The organism is Ruegeria sp. CDSC021 (genome assembly GCF_059610845.1).
Window position 1 is genome coordinate 88,130 of the sequence record NZ_JBXWOK010000007.1, and the last position, 17,984, is coordinate 106,113.

Genomic DNA, 17,984 nt, shown 5'->3' on the forward strand with positions numbered 1-17,984 from the left:
GACTGGGTGGCTTAGTCCAGCCAACCCTTCAAATTATCCTCGATCACCTTGCCCAGGGCCGCTATGTGCGATTCGTCATCGTTCAGGCATGGGATATAGGTAAAGCTTTCGCCGCCCGCGTCCTCAAAACTCTCTTTGATCTCTTCGTTGATCTCTTCCAGCGTTTCGATGCAATCGGAGGAAAACGCTGGTGCGATAACGGCGATCTTCTTCTTACCCTGTTTTGCCAACTCGGCCACATGGTCGACCGTATATGGCTTGAGCCATTCTTCCGGGCCGAATCGTGACTGGAAGGTCGATACAAGCTGGTCGTCAGACCAGCCCAACCTTTCTTTCAGCAACCGAGTCGTTTTTGCGCATTGGCAGTGATAGGGGTCGCCTTGTTGCAAGTAGCGTTCCGGCATGCCGTGGTAGGAACAGACCAGTATGTCCGGTTTGTCCACCATCGCGGCATAGGCCTTTTCAACCGAGCCCGCCAATGCGTCGATATAGGCGGGTTCGTCAAAATAGGCGGGCACGGTACGGCTGGCGGGTTGCCACGTTTCATCCATCAGGGCGCGGAAAAACTGATCATTGGCCGTGGCCGTCGTGGCGCCTGCGTATTGCGGGTAAAGCGGAAAGAACAGAATCCGGTCGCAGCCCGCTGCGACCATTTCCCGGACCTTTGATTTGGTCGATGGGTTACCATAGCGCATGCAGAACTCGACCATGACCCTGTCGCCATAGCGTTCCGTCATCGCGTCCCGCATCTTGGCGGTCTGCTCTTTGGTGATCGTCATCAGCGGGCTTTCGCCCTTGTCGTGGTTCCAGATCGACTTGTACGCCTCACCCGAGCTGAAGGGCCGTTTGGTCAGGATGATCCCCTGCAGGATTGGTTGCCATTTCCACTTGGGATAGTCGATCACGCGCTGGTCCGACAGAAACTCGTTCAAATAACGGCGCATGGGCCAATAGCTGTAATCGTCTGGGGTGCCGAGATTGGCCAGCAGGATGCCGACGCGGCCCGTTTTGACTTTGGGGTGATCCGCCGGGGCATGATCGGGGCGTGTGGCGTCAAACATGTTTCACTTCCTGAGATGTCTTTGCTTCGGGCTGAGATAACCGGAATTCCGCATTCGTCAATCGGACAGTTTGCCTTCGCTTGCGCCCAGAGCATCCGCAAGCCGCATCTGGGCCGAGCCCGGACGCAGCGGTTTTGGCTGGCTTTCATCGGGCGACCAGCCAGTTAGGCAGACCAGCTCGAATGTTGCCTTGAGGCGTTTCTGATCAGTGCTGAAATGATTGGCATAGATGTCTTGCGCCCGGGCAAAGACCTGCCGGTTTGTGGGGTGTTTCATGCGGTTTTGCAGGCTGTTGGTTTCACCCATTGCCCGCAGGTCATGCATCAGGTGGGTCAGATCGCGATATTCCGCCGTCAGCCGCGCGGTATCAGCAACCGGCAGGGCCAGTCCGGCGCGTTGCAGCAACCCGCCCAGATCGCGCAGCTCGGCCATAGGCGCGATGCGGGGGCTGAGGCCGCCCGTGACCTCAACCTCGGCCTGCCCAAGTGCGGCGCGCAGTTCCCGCAGGGTTTCACCGCCCAGACAGATCACCAGCAACAGCCCATCAGGTTGCAGCGCGCGGTGACACTGGATCAACTGCCCAACCGGATCATTAGCCCAGTGCAGAGCCATGGCATGGATCACCAGATCATGGGCACCGGGGGTCAAGTCCAGCACCTCGTTATCCGGGATGATCCGCGCCATTGGCAACACATCCTGCCAGACTTGCGCAAAAGGGGTCACGATCGCCGGGTCCGTAAAGCTTTTATTAACCAAGGCGAGCCGATCCTGAACCTCGTCAACTGCGGCGCGGTGCAAGAACAAGGCATCTTCCCGTGCGCGGGACCGACGCCGTGCAAGGAGTGCGCGGTCGAACAGTGAGGGTGCGTTGGAATCAGGCAGTTTCATAGGGCGCAACTATCGCATGTGGCAGCGGATTCAAACCGCTGTCCAGATGATCTATCCCCCGCGCTGTCTGGGATGCGGTGATTTGACCGAGTCGGATTTCGGCCTCTGTGGCTCCTGTTGGCGTGAAACGCCCTTTATCGGTGGCGCTGTATGTGAAAGCTGCGGCGTGCCCTTGCCGGGTGAGGCCGATGGCCACCGAATCGAATGTGATGACTGTATGAAAACGCCGCGCCCCTGGCGCGATGGGCGGTCTGCGCTTTTGTATGATGGCAAGGCGCGATCCCTGATTCTGGCTCTGAAACACGGGGACCGGCCCGAGCTTGCACGCCCTGCGGCGCGCTGGATGGCCCTGGCGGGTCGGGATTTGTTTCGCGAGAACATGCTGATCGCGCCGGTACCGCTGCATTGGTCCCGGTTGCTGAAACGCAGGTACAACCAATCCGCCCTGTTGGCGCAGCATCTGGGGCGGCAAACCGGGTTGGAGGCCTGTCCGGACCTTTTGGTCCGACGGACAAGAACGCCGGTTTTGGATGGAAAAACAGCCGCACAGCGCATGGAAACGCTGGAGAATGCGATTGCAGCGCATCCCAGGCGGCTTCGGCAGATGCAGGGGCGCGATATTCTGCTGGTCGATGATGTCATGACATCAGGCGCAACATTGACCTCATGTGCACGTGTCTGTCGTGCATCCGGGGCAAATCATATTTTTGTGTTGACCCTAGCGCGCGTTGCCAAGGATACCTAACTCGCCCAGGATTGTGCGAAACCCAAAGGTACGGAATATGAAATCGGTAGAAATATATACCTCGCCGCTCTGTGGCTTCTGTCACGCTGCAAAACGGCTGTTGAATCAGAAGGGCGTCGAGTTTCAGGAAGTCGATGTCCTGAGGAACCCAAAACGCAAACCTGAAATGATCCAGCGCGCCGGTGGCAAGCGCACCGTACCCCAGATCTTTATCGGATCGCAGCATGTGGGTGGATGCGACGACCTGTATGAGCTGGAACGTCAGGGCAAGCTGGACGGTTTGCTGGCGGCCTGATGAAGAGCGCCCTGCTTCAGATCACCTCGTCGGATGATCCGGCTGAAAACCTGAAAATGGTGCGCGCCCTGATGTCCGAAGCGGCAGGGCAGGGTGCGCGGTTCGTTCTGACGCCCGAGGTGACGAATTGCGTGTCCACCTCGTCCACACGGCAGCGGGAAATCCTGCAATACGAAGAAGATGACCTGACACTAGCGGGGCTGCGCGAGCAGGCCGCGAGCCTGGGGATCTGGTTATTGATCGGCTCGTTGGCGATCAAAACACATGATGCGGATGGTCGGTTTGCCAATCGGTCTTTCATGATTGATCCTCAGGGGCAGATCGTGGCGTGGTATGACAAGATCCATATGTTCGACGTGCAGGTGTCCGAGGCCGAGACGTTTCGCGAGTCCAAAAACTACCGTCCCGGCACACGAGCGGTCATAGCCGAGACAGATTTCGGCAAGGTGGGTCTGAGTATATGTTATGATATCCGCTTCCCCCAACTGTACGAATCTCTGGCGCAGGCTGGAGCGCGCATTCTGACGGTTCCAGCCGCTTTTTCACCGGTCACGGGTGAGGCCCATTGGAAGTCGCTGTTGCGGGCGCGGGCGATTGAAAACGGATGCTGGGTGTTGGCCCCGGCGCAGACCGGTGAACACCCTAAAACCAGGGGAAAGACCCGCAAAACCTACGGTCACAGCATGGTCGTTGCCCCATGGGGAGAGGTCGTCATCGACGCAGGGACCGATCAGGGCATTCACTTTTTCAATTTGGATGATAGTTCTGTTACAGAAGCACGAAGCCGCGTGCCTTCGCTGACACATGTCCGTCCCTTTGACGGCCCCTGATCCAGAATCTGGACTATGACAAACGATACCAATGCCCTCGCGGTCACGCTGTTCAGCGAGATCCTGACCGCAGACCAGTTATTGCGTAACCGGCTCAGCCGGGTGCTGCCCAGGGGCATGGAAATTTCGCATTTCTCGGTTTTGAACCATCTTGTCTTTGTCGGCAACGAACGCAGCCCGGCACAGCTAGCCGATACGTTTCACGTGACCCGAGGTGCCATGACCAATACCTTGGCCAAGCTGGAATGGGCCGGATATATCCACATCCGCCCCGACTGGGACGACGCCCGCCGCAAGATGGTCGCCATCAGCCCCGCTGGGCGGAGTGCTCGGGATCAGGCGATCTCCTCCATTGCGCCGCTGATCAATCGCGTGGTCGGAGAGCTGGGGCTGGAGCGGGTCCGCAGCACGCTGCCCGTGCTGCGGGATTTGCGATTGCAGTTGGAGGGGGAGTAGGTTCACCCCGGCTTCACGCTCGCCGTCACATAATTCACGCTCAAATCCCGGTCCGAGATCGACCAGCTCCATAGTATCGGGTTGAACACGAAACCCTTGCGGTCCACCGGGTCCAACCCGGCTTGACGCAACAGGTCGAACAACTCGTCAGGGGTGATGAACTTGTTCCACTCATGCGTGCCGCGCGGCAGCCAGCGCATGATCACCTCGGCACCAAAGATGGCCATCGCATAGGATTTCGGATTGCGGTTGATGGTCGAACAAATCTCAAGTCCGCCTGGTTTCAACAAATCCCGCGTGGCTGTCAGAAAGCTGAGCGGGTCGGCCACATGTTCGACCACCTCCATGTTCAGAATCACATCAAACTGCTCACCTGCGGCGGCCATAGCCTCGGCAGTGGTGTGGCGATAGTCGATCCCAAGCCCCGATTGCTCGGCATGGATGCGGGCGACGGGCAGGTTGCCCTCGGCGGCATCGGCGCCCACGACCTCGGCGCCAAGGCGAGCCATGGGTTCGCTCAGCAAGCCTCCTCCACATCCGATATCCAGCAGGCGCAGGCCCTCGAACGGGCGCGGGGCCTTCAGATCACGGTCAAATTCGCCTGCGATTTGCTGTGTGATATAATCCAGACGACAGGGGTTCAGCATATGCAGGGGCTTGAATTTCCCATGCGGGTCCCACCATTCGGCGGCCATCGCCTCGAATTTTGCGATCTCGGACGGGTCTACCGTGTTCGGATGCGCTTGCATTCCTGTCTCCGTATGCTCTTTTACGTTTAAGGACTATATAGGGCCATAATGGACAAGTACCCGGACCAAAAGCGCGCAGTGCAATATCTTTACCCGCCGATCGACCCGTTCGATCAGCGAATGGTCGATGTGGGCGATGGTCACCTTATCTATATGGAACAATGCGGCAATCCGGATGGCCTGCCGGTGGTCGTGTTGCACGGAGGCCCAGGTGGCGGATGCAGCCCCGCAATGCGGCGCTATTTCGATCCGGACGTCTTTCGGGTGATTCTGTTTGATCAGAGAGGCTGTGGACGCTCGCGCCCGCACGCGTCGGTCACAGACAACACAACCTGGCATCTGGTGGCCGATATCGAACGGCTGCGCACCCTGTTGAACATCAGTGACTGGGCCGTTTTCGGTGGAAGCTGGGGCGCAACCCTGGCGTTGATCTATGCGCAGGCGCATCCCGACCGGGTGAATAGGCTGATATTGCGCGGCGTGTTTCTGGCAACGCAGGCCGAGCTGGACTGGTTCTATGGTGGTGGCGCGGGCAAGTTCTGGCCCGAGCAATGGTCCAAGTTCACCGCTCTGCTCTCCGAGACTGAGCTTTCCGACACGATTGGGGCCTATAACAAACGTCTGTTCTCAGGGGATCGGGCGACTGAGGTTCTGTACGGACGGGCCTGGTCCGCTTGGGAAAATGCGCTGGCGTCAATCCATTCGAACGGATCCACCGGAGAAAGCCCGGGTGAGTATGCGCGCGCCTTTGCCCGGCTTGAGAATCACTATTTCATCAATCGGGCTTTCCTTGATCAGGACGGACAGATTCTGGAGCAGATGGATCGGATCGCTCATATTCCCGGCCATATCGTTCAGGGCCGCTATGACATGATCTGCCCACCGCATTCTGCCTGGAACCTGGCCGAGCGTTGGCCGAATGTCGAATTGAAGATGGTCCGTCAGGCAGGCCATGCCCTGTCTGAACCCGGCATCAGTGCCGAACTGGTCCGCATTATGAACCGCGTGGCCGAGGGGGTAGCATGACCCGCATTGACCGCCGCGCGTTGTTTGCATCAGGTGCCGCTGCGGCGCTGTTGGCCGCAACAGGCGCCTCACTGGCGAATACGCCCAAGCCGGGCGGAACCCTGCGGCTTGCGGTGCCGCGTGACGACAGTCTTGAACAGGTTGCACGGGGGGCGGTGTTTGACACGCTGACCGAAATCGCACCTGACGGTACCTTGCGAGGTGAGCTGGCAACAGGATGGCAGACCGATACGGATGCCCGGATCTGGACGTTTGATCTGCGCGATGATGCGGTGTTCCACGACGGCGTAGCATTGGATATCGCTGATGTGATGGCGGTTTTGGCCGAAGTCGGGCGCGCCGAAGCGCTGGCCCCTAACCGGCTGCACCTTGAACTGGCTAAACCTAATCCCGGCCTGCCTTTCCTGCTGGCCGAAAGTCAATTTGTCATCCCGCGGGCTGGTCAGAGCGTCAAACCGCTGCAGATCGCCAATGGCACCGGATGCTACCGTGTCGAACGGGCTGAGGATGATCGCCACTTTCTGGGCCGCAAAGTTGTTGACCATTATAAGAGCACTCAGGCCGGCTGGGCGGATGCTTTTGAGATTATCGTCATTCCTGATGCCCGCGTCCGGGCCGAAGCATTGCGGGATGGCTATGTGGATATTGCTGCCCTGCCATCATCCGAAGGCTTGAATGGACTGCGCGGTCTGCGCCTTCACCCCAGCGAATCGGATATTGCGCTGGCTGCTGCTGCTCATGTTGGTATGCCCCAGCAGATCGGCGGCGCGCGCGCGCTGGACGACGGACGCATCGCTGAACGGTGGTGGTTGGCGTAAATTCCGGTCAGGGTTCCTGCCGGGGGTTGCAGACTCGGGAATCCCTGCGTATATGCAGTTGCAACAGCGGCGTGTCAGACTTCTGGTCTGGGGCTCCACCGGGAATTTCGACGGGCCGCGCGCCCGTTTTTTTGTGCCCGACTGACAGGGTAGAGTAGCTGATGACAAACGAACTGATAGCCAAAGCTGCCATCGATCGGAGACTGGCCGAGATCATCACCCCAGTGATCGAAGATCTGGGGTATGAGCTGGTCCGTATCCGCCTGATGAGCGGCAAGCAGACCACCTTGCAGATCATGGCCGACAAGCCCGATGGTGGCATCGAAGTGGATGATTGCGCCGAGATATCGAACGCAGTCAGTGCCACACTGGATGTCGAAGATCCGATCCTTGACGCCTATGCGCTGGAAGTGTCCAGCCCCGGCATCGACCGGCCTCTGACACGTCTCAAGGATTTTGAGATGTTCGAGGGCTATGAGGCAAAGATTGAAACCGCCGAACTGATCGACGGCCGTCGCCGCTTCAAAGGTGAGCTGGCCGGGATCGAAGGCGATGAGGTTTTGATCAATATCTCCGAGGGAGATGAGACAATCACCATCGGCTTGCAGTTTGACTGGCTAAGCGATGCCAAGCTGGTCCTGACCGATGATCTGATCAAAGAGATGCTGCGCCAGCGCAAGGACGCCGGTGCCCTGAACGAAAACGCTTTCGACGAGATTGAGACCGAAGGGTCCGAAGAGGAGACGAACTGATGGCAATCACCTCAGCCAACCAGCTGGAGCTGCTGCAGACCGCCGAGGCCGTGGCCCGCGAAAAGATGATCGACCCCGGTCTGGTTGTCGAAGCGATGGAAGAATCGCTCGCCCGTGCCGCCAAAAGCCGCTACGGCGCCGAGATGGATATCCGCGTCAGCATCGACCGCAAGACCGGCAAGGCGACCTTTACCCGTGTCCGCACCGTGGTTGAAGATGAGGAGCTTGAGAACTATCAGGCCGAGATGACCGTCGAGCAGGCCAAGCAATACATGGAAGCGCCAGAAGTCGGTAGCGTCTATGTCGAAGAAGTGCCTCCGGTCGAAATGGGCCGGATCGCGGCGCAATCCGCCAAGCAGGTGATTCTGCAGAAGGTCCGCGAAGCCGAGCGCGATCGCCAGTACGAAGACTTCAAGGATCGCGCAGGTACCATCATCAACGGTGCGGTCAAGCGCGAAGAGTTTGGCAATGTCATCGTCGATCTGGGCGGTGCCGAGGCTGTTCTGCGCCGCAACGACAAGATTGGCCGCGAAAGCTATCGCCCCAATGACCGTGTGCGCGCCTATATCAAGGAAGTTCGCCGCGAGGTTCGTGGCCACCAGATCTTCCTGTCGCGCACCGCGCCTGAATTCATGGCTGAACTGTTCAAGATGGAAGTGCCGGAAATCTATGACGGCATCATCGAGGTCAAAGCTGTTGCTCGTGATCCCGGATCGCGCGCCAAGATCGCTGTCATTTCCTATGACGGCTCGATCGACCCTGTCGGTGCCTGCGTTGGTATGCGCGGCAGCCGTGTGCAGGCCGTCGTGAATGAGCTGCAGGGCGAAAAGATCGACATCATTCCATGGAATGAAGATCAGCCCACCTTCCTGGTGAACGCGCTGCAGCCTGCCGAGGTGTCCAAGGTGGTTCTGGACGAAGAAGCCGGCAAGATCGAAGTTGTGGTTCCCGAGGAACAGCTGAGCCTCGCCATCGGTCGCCGTGGTCAGAACGTACGTCTGGCCAGCCAGCTGACTAACCTGGACATCGACATCATGACCGAGGCCGAAGAATCGGCGCGTCGTCAGAAAGAGTTCGAAGCCCGCACCGGCCTGTTTATGGAAAGCCTGGATCTAGACGAATTCTTTGCTCAGTTGCTGGTATCGGAAGGCTTCACCAACCTGGAAGAAGTCGCCTATGTCGAGCTTGACGAGCTGTTGGTCATTGACGGCGTCGACGAAGGCACCGCGCAGGAACTGCAGACTCGTGCGCGTGAGCACCTGGAAGCACAGGCCAAAGCAGCGCTGGATGCAGCGCGTGAGCTGGGTGTCGAGGACAGCCTTATTGAATTCGAAGGTCTGACACCCCAGATGGTAGAAGCGCTGGCCAAGGACGACGTGAAAACGTTGGAAGATTTTGCCACCTGCGCTGACTGGGAACTGGCTGGTGGTTGGACCACAGTTGATGGTGAGCGTATCAAGGATGACGGCGTTCTGGAGCCTTTTGGCATAACGCTGGAAGAGGCGCAGGATCTGGTCATGACCGCACGCATCATGCTGGGCTGGGTTGATCCTGCCGAATTGGAGCAAGCTGAAGAAGACGGCGTAGCGGCCGACGAGGAAGCCGAGGCCTGATCGCAGGCTTCGGGTGGCGCACATGGGTCGCGGTGGCGTCCATAAGGATCGGTCTGACGGACCCGAACGCAAGTGCATTGCCACTGGCGAGGTTCAGCCTAGATATGGGCTGATCCGCTTTGTGGTCGGGCCAGACGGTCAGGTCTTTCCTGATGTCGCGGCAAAACTGCCGGGGCGCGGTGTTTATGTCTCGGCCGACCGTAGCGCGTTGGATAAAGCCATCGGCAAGAAATTGTTCGCGCGGGGGTTCAAGGCGCAGGTCACTGTGTCAAAGGATCTGGCCGATGAGGTTGAAAAGCAGATTGCGCGGCGCGTGATCGAGCTTTTGAGCCTCGCGCGCAAGTCCGGTGATGCGGTTGCTGGCTATGAAAAGGTCAAGGCAATGCTGGACCGGGAAGAGGCCCAGATATTGCTTCAGGCGTCCGATGGATCGGGGCGCGGCAAGTCGAAACTCAGCACGCCGCACTTTGGGAAATACATCGGCTGGTTGACCGCAGACGAACTTGGGGCGGCATTTGGGCGCCAAACCGTGATTCATGCGGCCTTGGCCTCTGGCGGACTCGCCAAACGTGTTGTAGAGGAAGCGCAGCGCCTGCATGGCTTGCGCGAAACGGATGACGGCGGCAAGGGCCGCGCGGAAGGGTAAGAAGCTTTATGAGCGATAGTGACGGCAAAAAGACATTGGGTCTTCGTGGCGGGGCGCGCCCCGGAAATGTGAAACAAAGTTTCAGCCACGGACGTACCAAGAATGTCGTGGTGGAAACCAAACGCAAGCGCGTGGTGGTCCCCAAGCCGGGTGCGGCCAAAACCGGTGGTGGAGCTACGCCATCAGGTGATCCGTCGCGTCGTCCTGCCGGGATTTCCGACGTGGAAATGGCGCGCCGGATGAAGGCGCTGCAGGCTGCCAAGGCGCGTGAGGTCGAAGAGGCCGCCGAGCGTCAGGCCGCTGAAAAAGCGCGCGAGGAAGAGCGTGCCCGTCGCCGTGCGGAACTAGAGGCCAAAGAGCGCGAACAGCGCGAGGCCGAAGAACGCGCGCGCGCCAAGGCCGAAGAGGAAGAACGCAAGCGCAAAGAGGCTGAAGATGCCGCTAAGCGTGTCGCGGCGACCCCGACTCCTGAAGAGCCAAAAGCCGCCCGCAGCCCGGCCAGCAAGCCTGCGCCCGCAGCAACGCCACGCAAGCAGGATCGCGAGCGTGAACAACGCGGCACGCGCACCAAGGGCCGTGACGATAACCGCCGTTCAGGCAAGCTGACTCTGGGTCAGGCGACCGGTGGTGAAGGTAATCGTCAGCGTTCGATGGCAGCCATGAAGCGTAAGCAAGAGCGCGCGCGTCAGAAAGCCATGGGCGGCGCGGTCGAGCGGGAAAAGGTTATCCGCGACGTACAGCTGCCCGAGGCGATTGTCGTGTCCGAGCTGGCCAACCGTATGGCCGAGCGTGTCGCGGACGTTGTCAAATCGCTAATGAACATGGGCATGATGGTCACGCAGAACCAGACCATTGACGCTGATACTGCGGAACTGATCATCGAAGAATTTGGCCACAAGGTCACGCGCGTCTCGGCCTCTGACGTCGAGGACGTCATCAAAGAGATCGAAGACAGCGAAGGCGATCTGCAGTCGCGTCCGCCGGTCATTACCATCATGGGTCACGTTGACCACGGTAAGACCTCGTTGCTGGACGCGATCCGCGACGCTCGCGTTGTGGCGGGTGAGGCCGGGGGTATTACCCAGCATATTGGCGCTTATCAGGTGAAAACCGATGGCGGCACAACGCTGTCTTTCCTGGATACACCGGGCCACGCGGCCTTTACCTCGATGCGTTCGCGCGGGGCACAGGTCACGGATATCGTGGTTCTGGTTGTTGCTGCGGATGACGCGGTGATGCCGCAGACGATCGAGGCGATCAACCACGCCAAAGCGGCGGGTGTCCCGATGATCGTTGCGATCAACAAGGTCGACAAGCCGGACGCAAACCCGGACAAGGTGCGCACCGATCTGCTGCAGCACGAAGTCATCGTTGAGAAAATGTCGGGTGAGGTTCAGGACGTCGAAGTGTCCGCCATCACCGGTCAGGGTCTGGACGAGCTGCTGGAAGCCATCGCGTTGCAATCCGAAATTCTTGAGCTGAAAGCCAACCCGAATCGCGCCGCCCAGGGTGCCGTGATCGAGGCGCAGCTGGATGTGGGCCGTGGACCTGTTGCTACCGTTCTGGTTCAAACCGGTACATTGCGTCAGGGCGATATCTTTGTTGTGGGTGAGCAATACGGTAAAGTCCGTGCGCTGATCAACGACAAGGGCGAACGCGTCAAAGAGGCAGGACCCTCGGTTCCGGTTGAGGTTCTGGGTCTGAATGGCACGCCCGAGGCCGGGGACGTTCTGAACGTGACCGAGACTGAAGCGCAGGCGCGTGAAATCGCCGCCTACCGTGAACAGGCCGCCAAGGACAAACGCGCCGCCGCCGGTGCCGCAACCACCCTTGAACAGCTGATGCAGAAGGCCAAGGAAGACGAAAACGTCACCGAGCTGCCAATTCTGATGAAAGCGGACGTGCAGGGTTCTGCCGAAGCCATCGTTCAGGCGATGGAGAAGATCGGCAACGACGAAGTACGCGTGCGGGTGCTGCATTCAGGCGTCGGCGCGATCACCGAAACGGATGTCGGCTTGGCGGAAGCGTCCGGAGCCCCAATCTTGGGCTTCAACGTGCGTGCCAATGCTTCAGCCCGGAACACCGCGAACCAAAAGGGCGTGGAAATCCGCTACTACTCGGTGATCTACGATCTGGTCGACGACGTGAAAGCCGCCGCATCAGGCCTGTTGAGCGCCGAGATCCGCGAAAAGTTCATCGGTTATGCCGAGATCCGCGAAGTCTTCAAGGTTACGGGCGTTGGCAAGGTTGCTGGCTGTCTGGTTACAGAAGGCGTGGCGCGTCGTTCCGCAGGTGTCCGCCTGCTGCGCGACAACGTCGTGATCCACGAAGGCACGCTGAAAACGCTGAAGCGCTTCAAGGACGAAGTGGCCGAGGTTCAGTCGGGTCAGGAATGCGGTATGGCATTCGAGAACTACGACGATATCCGCGCCGGCGACGTCATCGAAATCTTCGAGCGCGAAGAGGTCACCCGGACACTGGATTGATCCGGACAGAACTGAAATTCGGAAAACAGCGGCTCCAACGGGCCGCTGTTTTTCTTTTGGAGAGCTGACGTGAGCCTTTGACTTTTCGCGCGAGTTTTTCTGAGGTTAATCATCAAGTCGCACCGGGTAGCCTTGGTTCAAGAGGCAAAGTAAATCTAGGTTGCTGTCGGCTATGCGGACTTAGCGGCCAATAGGGTTCACCGACGCAGTGCCCGTAGCCAGGCTCAGGCTCGCGACCACGTGCTGTGTATATCTCTCTGCAAGTGAAGTACTTGTACGCCAAAAATAGGAAAGTGGAGGTTCCGATTTGAACTATTGGAAAAGCAAGTAGTGTCCGCGACCGCTTATGCATGTTTCGCGAGATTGGTTTGACGTCAAAATCTGAGCTGGATGCTGCACAGATCGTTGACCAAGAGTCGCCCTCCCAGATCACGGTCAGTCATGAGACAAGAGTTGGCAAAGTGCGAGTTGCGATCAGACATAATCAACAGAACAGCTTGAGCTTGCGCGACTGGCACACCGATCCATCGGTTGCGGGTGTTTTGGGCATTCTGCATCGCACACAGGCAAGATGGAGGGCCTGTCAGGCATCCGCGATTATCAAATCGCTCGCCTTTTCCCCGATCATGATTGCCGGTGCGTTGGTGTTGCCACTGACGATCTCGGGCATGATCGAACAATCGGCCACGCGCAGATTTTCTAGTCCGTGAACCCTTAGTTTAGGATCGACAACAGATGCCTCAGAGCTTCCCATCGCACAGGTGCCGGTTGGGTGGTAGATTGAGGTCGAATTCGACCTGGCCCAATCCAGCGTAGCGTCATAGTCATTGCAATTCAGATCTTCTGTTGGTCGAAACTCTTCCGAAATCTTCGAGGCCAAAGGGTTTTTCTTGGCAATTCGCCGCGCGATATTCACGCCATCGACTATGGTCCTGCAATCTGTTTCTGTGGACAAGTAGTTCGGTATGATCTTGACATGTTTGGACGGATCGGGGCCGTTCAGGCGCAACTCCCCCCTGCTTTCCGGGCGCAGCTGGCAGACCGACATTGTAAAGGCCGAGAACGGGTGTACGCCCTCGCCCGGGCTGTCAGCGGACCAGGGTTGGACATGAAACTGTATATCGGGTGTCTCTACATCCGGGCGCGTTTTCATAAAGCCGGTGGCAAGGCTGGCCGCCATTGTCATAGGCCCGGCACGGAACAGTGCATATTTCAGAGCGATGCGCGCCTGATTGAAGAGGCTGCGGACTTCATCATTCAGTGTTGGTTCATTGCACTTGAACACCAGGCGCGCCTGTAAATGATCCTGCAAGCCCTTACCAACGCCAGACAGGGCGTGAAGCGGTTCGATTCCGTTTTCTTTGAGGTGGTCCGGGTCTCCAATCCCCGACAACATCAGGATCTGGGGCGAATTGATCGCGCCACCAGACAGGATAATCTCGCGTCGAACCTTCAGAGTTTGCTCGACCCCTGACCTGTCACGGTAAACCAGCCCGGTCGCCTTTTTCCCGTCCAAAACCACGCGCGTCACAAATGCGTTGGTGATGATGTTAAGATTCTGACGACTTCGAATGGGTTTGAGATAAGCCACAGCCGCGCTGCAGCGACGACCGTTGCGTGTGGTCAATTGGAAATAACCTACGCCTTCTTGTTCGGCGCCATTGTAGTCGGGATTGAACGCGTAGCCTGCAACCTGTGCTGCGGCAACCCAGGCGTCGCAGATGGGGCGTTGAATGCGCATGTTCGAAACAGACAAAGGCCCGCCAATGCCGTGAAACTCATCTTCACCGCGTTCTTGATCTTCGCAACGTTTAAACAGGGGCAAGACATCGTCCCACCCCCATCCCTCATTGCCCATTTGCCGCCAGCGATCGTAGTCTTCTTTCTGGCCGCGGACATAAAGCAGCCCGTTCAGCGAGGATGAGCCGCCCAGCACCTTGCCTCGTGGCCAGTCTATGGATCGTCCATTAAGCCCCGGATCGGGTTCAGTGCGATAGCACCAGTCAACCGACGGGTTGTGCATTGTTTTGAAATAACCGACCGGAATGTGAATCCACGGGTTGGTGTCGCGACCGCCAGCCTCCAGCAATGCGACGGTCGTATTGGGATCAGCACTCAAACGGTTGGCAATGACACAGCCCGAAGATCCTGCTCCGACTACCGCATAATCGACTTCCATAACTGTCTCCTCCCGACGCGACTGAAAAAAACTCTATGCAAGATGCGAGAAATATACTAGCCTTTTTTGATACAAAACGTCTCATTAATTGCGATCAGGGAGGTAGGCAATGGAGATCGGTAAGAAACTAAGTGGCATTTCCCGGCGAGATTTTTTTCGTGTGGCCGGGCGGTATGGCATGAGTTCGACACTGCTGGCGGCAGGTGGGTTCGGTGGCGCGATGAGCCTGGCGAATCTGGCGCAGGCAGCCGAATCAACCTATGAAAAGCGCTTCTCGAAAGAGCCAAAGCACACGCTTAAATTTGGCGCATCGGGCTTTAACACCCGCAATCTGCTGATCGAACGCGCCGGCGCGATCGAGTTTGCACGCGATCTGGAAGAGCGCACGGACGGTGAAATTCGGATCGAGTTCATTGGCGACAACCAGATCTGCGGGCAGCTGAGCTGTGTTGAAAAAACTCAGCAGGGCATTGTTGATATTTACGCGGCCTCGACCCAGAACTCGGCTGGAGGCGCGCCGTATCTCAACGTGCTGGACTATGCTTACATGTTCCCCAGCCGGGCAGCGCAGTATCACTTCTTCTACAGCCCGGCGAGCCAGCGCATTCTGCGTGATCCGCTGGAGAAACGGCACGGCCTGAAGTTCCTGTTTACCCACTGTGAATTGCGCGGCCTGCAAATGGGTTCGACCTTTGCCGACAAGCCGACCGTCACCAAACTGGAAGAGCTGTTCGGCACAAAGAACCGTGTGACGGGTACACAGCTGGGACGCATTGCGATGCAGCTGTTGAACCTGAATCCGGTACCGGTTGCATGGGAAGAAACTCTGGATGCGTTGAAGACTGGTCTGATCGACGGGGCTGAAACGTGGGCATCGGCCGTCGCATATGCCAACATGGCTCCAGTAGTGTCGCAGTCAGTCAACCTGAAATTCTTCTGCGGCACTGAACATACCTCAATGTCGGCCAAAGTGTTCGACAGTCTGGGCGGGGAGCTGCAGGATGCTGTGATGGAGTCTTCCTACTTTACGCAGGCTTTGATTCAAGGTGCCAATGAAGCGGCTTTGCTGAACACTGTCGGTTTCTCGGAACCGCAGCTGCCTGATACTATCTTCGCCGAAAATGGAGTACGTCCGGCATTCCTGCCAGATGATCAGATCAAACTGGCCGAAGAGATGTGCGCCCCGAACTACAACCCCGAACCTTGGGCTCAGTGGCGTGAGCGTTTGAACAAATGGGCCGGTGGCATCGATACCTATCAGGAAATCTACGACATCGCGCGTGAGATTCCGGCAGACACCCTGCCGGAAAACGTAGAACCGCGCCGTTGGTGGAAAGGCGAAGCCTGATACAAAAGACGAACCGGCCCCAAGCGGGCCGGTTCTAATACACACCGACTGGGAGGACGGGGTACATGTCGTTTTGGGCAGACACAGGCGCGATCTTCAGTGCCTTTCTCAGCCAGGATTCGTTCGAGATTCAATCAGCGCTGGAATCGGACGCCGCATGGGTGTTGGGCGCGGTTGTTTCAGCCATGGGCGGATTCGTGATCATGCTGATCTATCGGACAGTGCCGTTTATCGAGCGCCATCTGGAGCGGTCGGTGATGGTATATTCTTACCTCGCCATTGCGTTGATCATTTTCTGGGGCGTGATCGACCGATTCGTGTTCAACGATCAAGAACCGTGGTCCACCACTATCCCTCCCTTGTTGTTTATGGTGATGGCGTGGTTCGGGGCCACGTACAATGTTCGCCTGCGGACGCATCTGAGTTTCAGTGAGTTCCGCACCGCAATGCCCCGAGGCGGGCAGTTGGCCTGTTTGATCCTTGATGCGGTGCTGTGGTTCATCTTTGCGGTGATCGTCATCGTGACGACCACGCGACTGGTTGCGTTATCGGCGTCAAATTTTCAGATCGTTCTCGGCACGGACAATATCATGCAGTGGTGGTTTTTGCTGGCCGCGCCTCTTTCGTTCTTTTTGATGATCGGGCGTGTGTTTCAGAACCTCACCGACGATCTGCAAAACTGGAAAACAGGTGAGCCGCTGATCAAGCAGGCCGTGATCGGAGCAGACTGATGACAGACGGAACTTTGGTTACACTGATCTCACTTGGGGTTACCTTTCTGTTCATGCTGGGCGTGCCGGTGTTTTTGGTCATCGGCTATTGGGTGATCGGCTGCTCATTCGTCCTAGGCTTGACGCTGGACAATATGGGGGCCGAACTGTTGAACGTGTTCAACAAAGGCTTTGCCCTGCTCGCGATGCCGCTCTTTATCCTGACCGGAGACCTGATCAACAAGTCTGGTATTGCCCGAAGGCTCAGCGATTTCGCCTATGCCTGTCTGGGCTGGATACGTGGTGGGTTGGCGATGGCATCGCTTGGTGCCTGCGGGTTATTCGCGGCGATTTCGGGATCAAACTCGGCGACGACAGCCACAATTGGTTCGATGCTGCACCCCGAGATGGTCAAAGGTGGCTATGACGAACGGTTCAGCGCGGCGACCGCTGCGGCAGGGGGTACTGTAGGGATCATTATCCCGCCTTCCATTATCTTCATCGTCTATGGCTTCTTGATGAACCTTCCTATTTCCGAGTTGTTCGTGGCGGGCATTCTTCCGGGCGCGCTCATGGTCTTTGGTATGCAATTCGCGTGCTGGATCATTTGCCGCATGAACGGGTGGGGCCATCTGATCCCTTTGCAGCTCAACCGGATACTGAAAACGGCATTTGGCGCCTGGCTTGGATTTTTCGCCATTGGGCTGGTGCTGTGGGGCATCTACACAGGCAAGTTTTCCCCGACAGAAGCCGCGGGCGTGACAGTTGGCTTCTGTGTGATCGCTGGTTTGGTCAGCTATCCGATCAACCGGATTATGGGGGCCAGAAACGACATATCGCCAACCGAGAAGAGTTACGCCGAAATGTTCGTGGTCGAAGGCTTTACGATCCCCGAGATCCCCTCGATCGTCATCCGCTCGGCCCAGATCACCGGCATCCTCGCGCCTCTGATCGCGATATCAGTGGTGATGCAACAGATCCTGTCATTGCTTGGCGCGCAGCAAACCATTGGAGATTTCGTAACCTCGATGGGCGGGTACTACGCGGTATTGTTCACATCGATGGTGATCGTTTTCTTTTCTGGAATGGTTTTGGAAAGCCTACCTGTAACCATAATTCTCGCCCCAATTCTTGCGCCAATCGCGGCCTCGGTTGGGATTGATCCAATCCATTTCTCGGTGATCTTCCTTGTGGGGGCGTCCATTGGATTCATCACACCACCTTATGGGCTGAACCTCTATGTGGCTTCAGGAGTAACAGGAGTACCTTATTTCCGGTTGCTTCGGTATACGGTACCCTATCTGGTGGCGCTTCTTTCGGTTTGGATTTTAGTGTCGCTTGTGCCCGATCTGGCCTTGATACTGCTTCCAAATAGCTAGACT

The 17,984-nt window shown here is 57.7% G+C and carries 17 protein-coding genes; 13 read left to right on the forward strand and 4 right to left on the reverse strand.

All coding sequences use genetic code 11. The annotated features are described in order from the left end of the window. Positions 1–11: 11 nt before the first annotated feature. Together hemH and AC2FGB_RS12470 are read right to left on the reverse strand one after the other, a co-directional pair. Complete coding sequence (gene hemH / locus AC2FGB_RS12465) at positions 12–1,061, reverse strand: ferrochelatase (protein ID WP_281995589.1); 1,050 nt, start codon at positions 1,059–1,061, stop codon at positions 12–14. A gap of 57 nt (positions 1,062–1,118) precedes the next feature. After that, on the reverse strand, positions 1,119–1,949 hold the full coding sequence (locus AC2FGB_RS12470) for a methyltransferase domain-containing protein (RefSeq protein ID WP_496694098.1): 831 nt from the start codon (positions 1,947–1,949) through the stop codon (positions 1,119–1,121). Positions 1,950–1,965: 16 nt separating this feature from the next. Here AC2FGB_RS12470 and AC2FGB_RS12475 point away from each other — a divergent pair, with 16 nt between their 5' ends. From AC2FGB_RS12475 to AC2FGB_RS12490, 4 genes are read left to right on the forward strand one after another with little or no spacing between them, the layout of a single operon-like run. Continuing rightward, on the forward strand, positions 1,966–2,694 hold the full coding sequence (locus AC2FGB_RS12475) for a ComF family protein (RefSeq protein WP_142638275.1): 729 nt from the start codon (positions 1,966–1,968) through the stop codon (positions 2,692–2,694). Positions 2,695–2,731: 37 nt separating this feature from the next. Beyond that, the gene (gene grxC / locus AC2FGB_RS12480; protein WP_142638273.1) at positions 2,732–2,989 is read left to right on the forward strand and encodes a glutaredoxin 3; all 258 of its coding nucleotides are present in this window, start codon (positions 2,732–2,734) and stop codon (positions 2,987–2,989) included. Further along, on the forward strand, positions 2,989–3,819 hold the full coding sequence (locus tag AC2FGB_RS12485) for a carbon-nitrogen hydrolase family protein (RefSeq protein WP_496694099.1): 831 nt from the start codon (positions 2,989–2,991) through the stop codon (positions 3,817–3,819). The genes grxC and AC2FGB_RS12485 overlap by 1 nt, the downstream gene beginning before the upstream one ends. A gap of 15 nt (positions 3,820–3,834) precedes the next feature. Further along, complete coding sequence (locus AC2FGB_RS12490) at positions 3,835–4,275, forward strand: MarR family winged helix-turn-helix transcriptional regulator (protein ID WP_142638269.1); 441 nt, start codon at positions 3,835–3,837, stop codon at positions 4,273–4,275. Positions 4,276–4,277: 2 nt separating this feature from the next. Here the strand turns inward: AC2FGB_RS12490 and ubiG are convergent, their stop codons facing one another. Then, positions 4,278–5,024: a bifunctional 2-polyprenyl-6-hydroxyphenol methylase/3-demethylubiquinol 3-O-methyltransferase UbiG gene (ubiG, locus tag AC2FGB_RS12495; protein WP_142638267.1), complete on the reverse strand. Its 747-nt coding sequence runs from the start codon at positions 5,022–5,024 to the stop codon at positions 4,278–4,280. Positions 5,025–5,072: 48 nt separating this feature from the next. Between ubiG and pip the strand changes: the two genes are divergently transcribed. The 6 genes from pip to infB all read left to right on the forward strand — a co-directional run bounded on the left by pip (position 5,073) and on the right by infB (position 12,365). Further along, on the forward strand, positions 5,073–6,050 hold the full coding sequence (pip, locus tag AC2FGB_RS12500) for a prolyl aminopeptidase (protein WP_142638265.1): 978 nt from the start codon (positions 5,073–5,075) through the stop codon (positions 6,048–6,050). Further along, complete coding sequence (locus AC2FGB_RS12505) at positions 6,047–6,868, forward strand: ABC transporter substrate-binding protein (RefSeq protein WP_496694100.1); 822 nt, start codon at positions 6,047–6,049, stop codon at positions 6,866–6,868. Before pip ends, AC2FGB_RS12505 begins: the two co-directional genes overlap by 4 nt. Positions 6,869–7,029: 161 nt before the next feature. Beyond that, the gene (rimP, locus tag AC2FGB_RS12510) at positions 7,030–7,620 is read left to right on the forward strand and encodes a ribosome maturation factor RimP (RefSeq protein ID WP_142638261.1); all 591 of its coding nucleotides are present in this window, start codon (positions 7,030–7,032) and stop codon (positions 7,618–7,620) included. Next, a complete protein-coding gene (gene nusA, locus AC2FGB_RS12515) occupies positions 7,620–9,233 on the forward strand; it encodes a transcription termination factor NusA (protein ID WP_142638259.1) in 1,614 nt (537 codons plus the stop codon). Before rimP ends, nusA begins: the two co-directional genes overlap by 1 nt. A 22-nt stretch (positions 9,234–9,255) precedes the next feature. Next, positions 9,256–9,879, forward strand: a complete 624-nt coding sequence (locus AC2FGB_RS12520) for an RNA-binding protein (RefSeq protein WP_142638257.1) — start codon at positions 9,256–9,258, stop codon at positions 9,877–9,879. Between the two features lie 8 nt (positions 9,880–9,887). Beyond that, the gene (gene infB, locus AC2FGB_RS12525) at positions 9,888–12,365 is read left to right on the forward strand and encodes a translation initiation factor IF-2 (RefSeq protein ID WP_496692727.1); all 2,478 of its coding nucleotides are present in this window, start codon (positions 9,888–9,890) and stop codon (positions 12,363–12,365) included. A gap of 583 nt (positions 12,366–12,948) precedes the next feature. Here infB and AC2FGB_RS12530 read toward each other — a convergent pair. Next, a complete protein-coding gene (locus AC2FGB_RS12530) occupies positions 12,949–14,544 on the reverse strand; it encodes a GMC family oxidoreductase (protein ID WP_271950774.1) in 1,596 nt (531 codons plus the stop codon). 109 nt (positions 14,545–14,653) lie between these two features. On the opposite strand from AC2FGB_RS12530, the gene AC2FGB_RS12535 reads away from it, so the two are divergent. The 3 genes from AC2FGB_RS12535 to AC2FGB_RS12545 all read left to right on the forward strand — a co-directional run bounded on the left by AC2FGB_RS12535 (position 14,654) and on the right by AC2FGB_RS12545 (position 17,981). Then, positions 14,654–15,892, forward strand: coding sequence for a TRAP transporter substrate-binding protein (locus AC2FGB_RS12535; RefSeq protein WP_142638251.1), 1,239 nt, complete (start codon positions 14,654–14,656; stop codon positions 15,890–15,892). A gap of 65 nt (positions 15,893–15,957) precedes the next feature. Beyond that, positions 15,958–16,623, forward strand: coding sequence for a TRAP transporter small permease (locus AC2FGB_RS12540; RefSeq protein WP_496694101.1), 666 nt, complete (start codon positions 15,958–15,960; stop codon positions 16,621–16,623). Next, positions 16,623–17,981 carry a TRAP transporter large permease gene (locus AC2FGB_RS12545; protein ID WP_142638247.1) on the forward strand — a complete coding sequence of 453 codons (1,359 nt, stop codon included), beginning with the start codon at positions 16,623–16,625 and terminating at the stop codon, positions 17,979–17,981. Before AC2FGB_RS12540 ends, AC2FGB_RS12545 begins: the two co-directional genes overlap by 1 nt. The last annotated feature ends 3 nt before the right edge of the window (positions 17,982–17,984 follow it).

Coding starts and splice junctions, on each gene's coding strand:
- infB (WP_496692727.1), top strand. CDS start 9,888: ATGAGCGATAGTGACGGCAAAAAGACATTGGGTCTTCGTGGCGGGGCG.
- AC2FGB_RS12475 (WP_142638275.1), top strand. CDS start 1,966: ATGTGGCAGCGGATTCAAACCGCTGTCCAGATGATCTATCCCCCGCGC.
- ubiG (WP_142638267.1), bottom strand. CDS start 5,024: ATGCAAGCGCATCCGAACACGGTAGACCCGTCCGAGATCGCAAAATTC.
- rimP (WP_142638261.1), top strand. CDS start 7,030: ATGACAAACGAACTGATAGCCAAAGCTGCCATCGATCGGAGACTGGCC.
- pip (WP_142638265.1), top strand. CDS start 5,073: ATGGACAAGTACCCGGACCAAAAGCGCGCAGTGCAATATCTTTACCCG.
- AC2FGB_RS12535 (WP_142638251.1), top strand. CDS start 14,654: ATGGAGATCGGTAAGAAACTAAGTGGCATTTCCCGGCGAGATTTTTTT.
- AC2FGB_RS12520 (WP_142638257.1), top strand. CDS start 9,256: ATGGGTCGCGGTGGCGTCCATAAGGATCGGTCTGACGGACCCGAACGC.
- AC2FGB_RS12470 (WP_496694098.1), bottom strand. CDS start 1,949: ATGAAACTGCCTGATTCCAACGCACCCTCACTGTTCGACCGCGCACTC.
- AC2FGB_RS12485 (WP_496694099.1), top strand. CDS start 2,989: ATGAAGAGCGCCCTGCTTCAGATCACCTCGTCGGATGATCCGGCTGAA.
- nusA (WP_142638259.1), top strand. CDS start 7,620: ATGGCAATCACCTCAGCCAACCAGCTGGAGCTGCTGCAGACCGCCGAG.
- AC2FGB_RS12545 (WP_142638247.1), top strand. CDS start 16,623: ATGACAGACGGAACTTTGGTTACACTGATCTCACTTGGGGTTACCTTT.
- grxC (WP_142638273.1), top strand. CDS start 2,732: ATGAAATCGGTAGAAATATATACCTCGCCGCTCTGTGGCTTCTGTCAC.
- AC2FGB_RS12505 (WP_496694100.1), top strand. CDS start 6,047: ATGACCCGCATTGACCGCCGCGCGTTGTTTGCATCAGGTGCCGCTGCG.
- AC2FGB_RS12490 (WP_142638269.1), top strand. CDS start 3,835: ATGACAAACGATACCAATGCCCTCGCGGTCACGCTGTTCAGCGAGATC.
- AC2FGB_RS12530 (WP_271950774.1), bottom strand. CDS start 14,544: ATGGAAGTCGATTATGCGGTAGTCGGAGCAGGATCTTCGGGCTGTGTC.
- AC2FGB_RS12540 (WP_496694101.1), top strand. CDS start 15,958: ATGTCGTTTTGGGCAGACACAGGCGCGATCTTCAGTGCCTTTCTCAGC.
- hemH (WP_281995589.1), bottom strand. CDS start 1,061: ATGTTTGACGCCACACGCCCCGATCATGCCCCGGCGGATCACCCCAAA.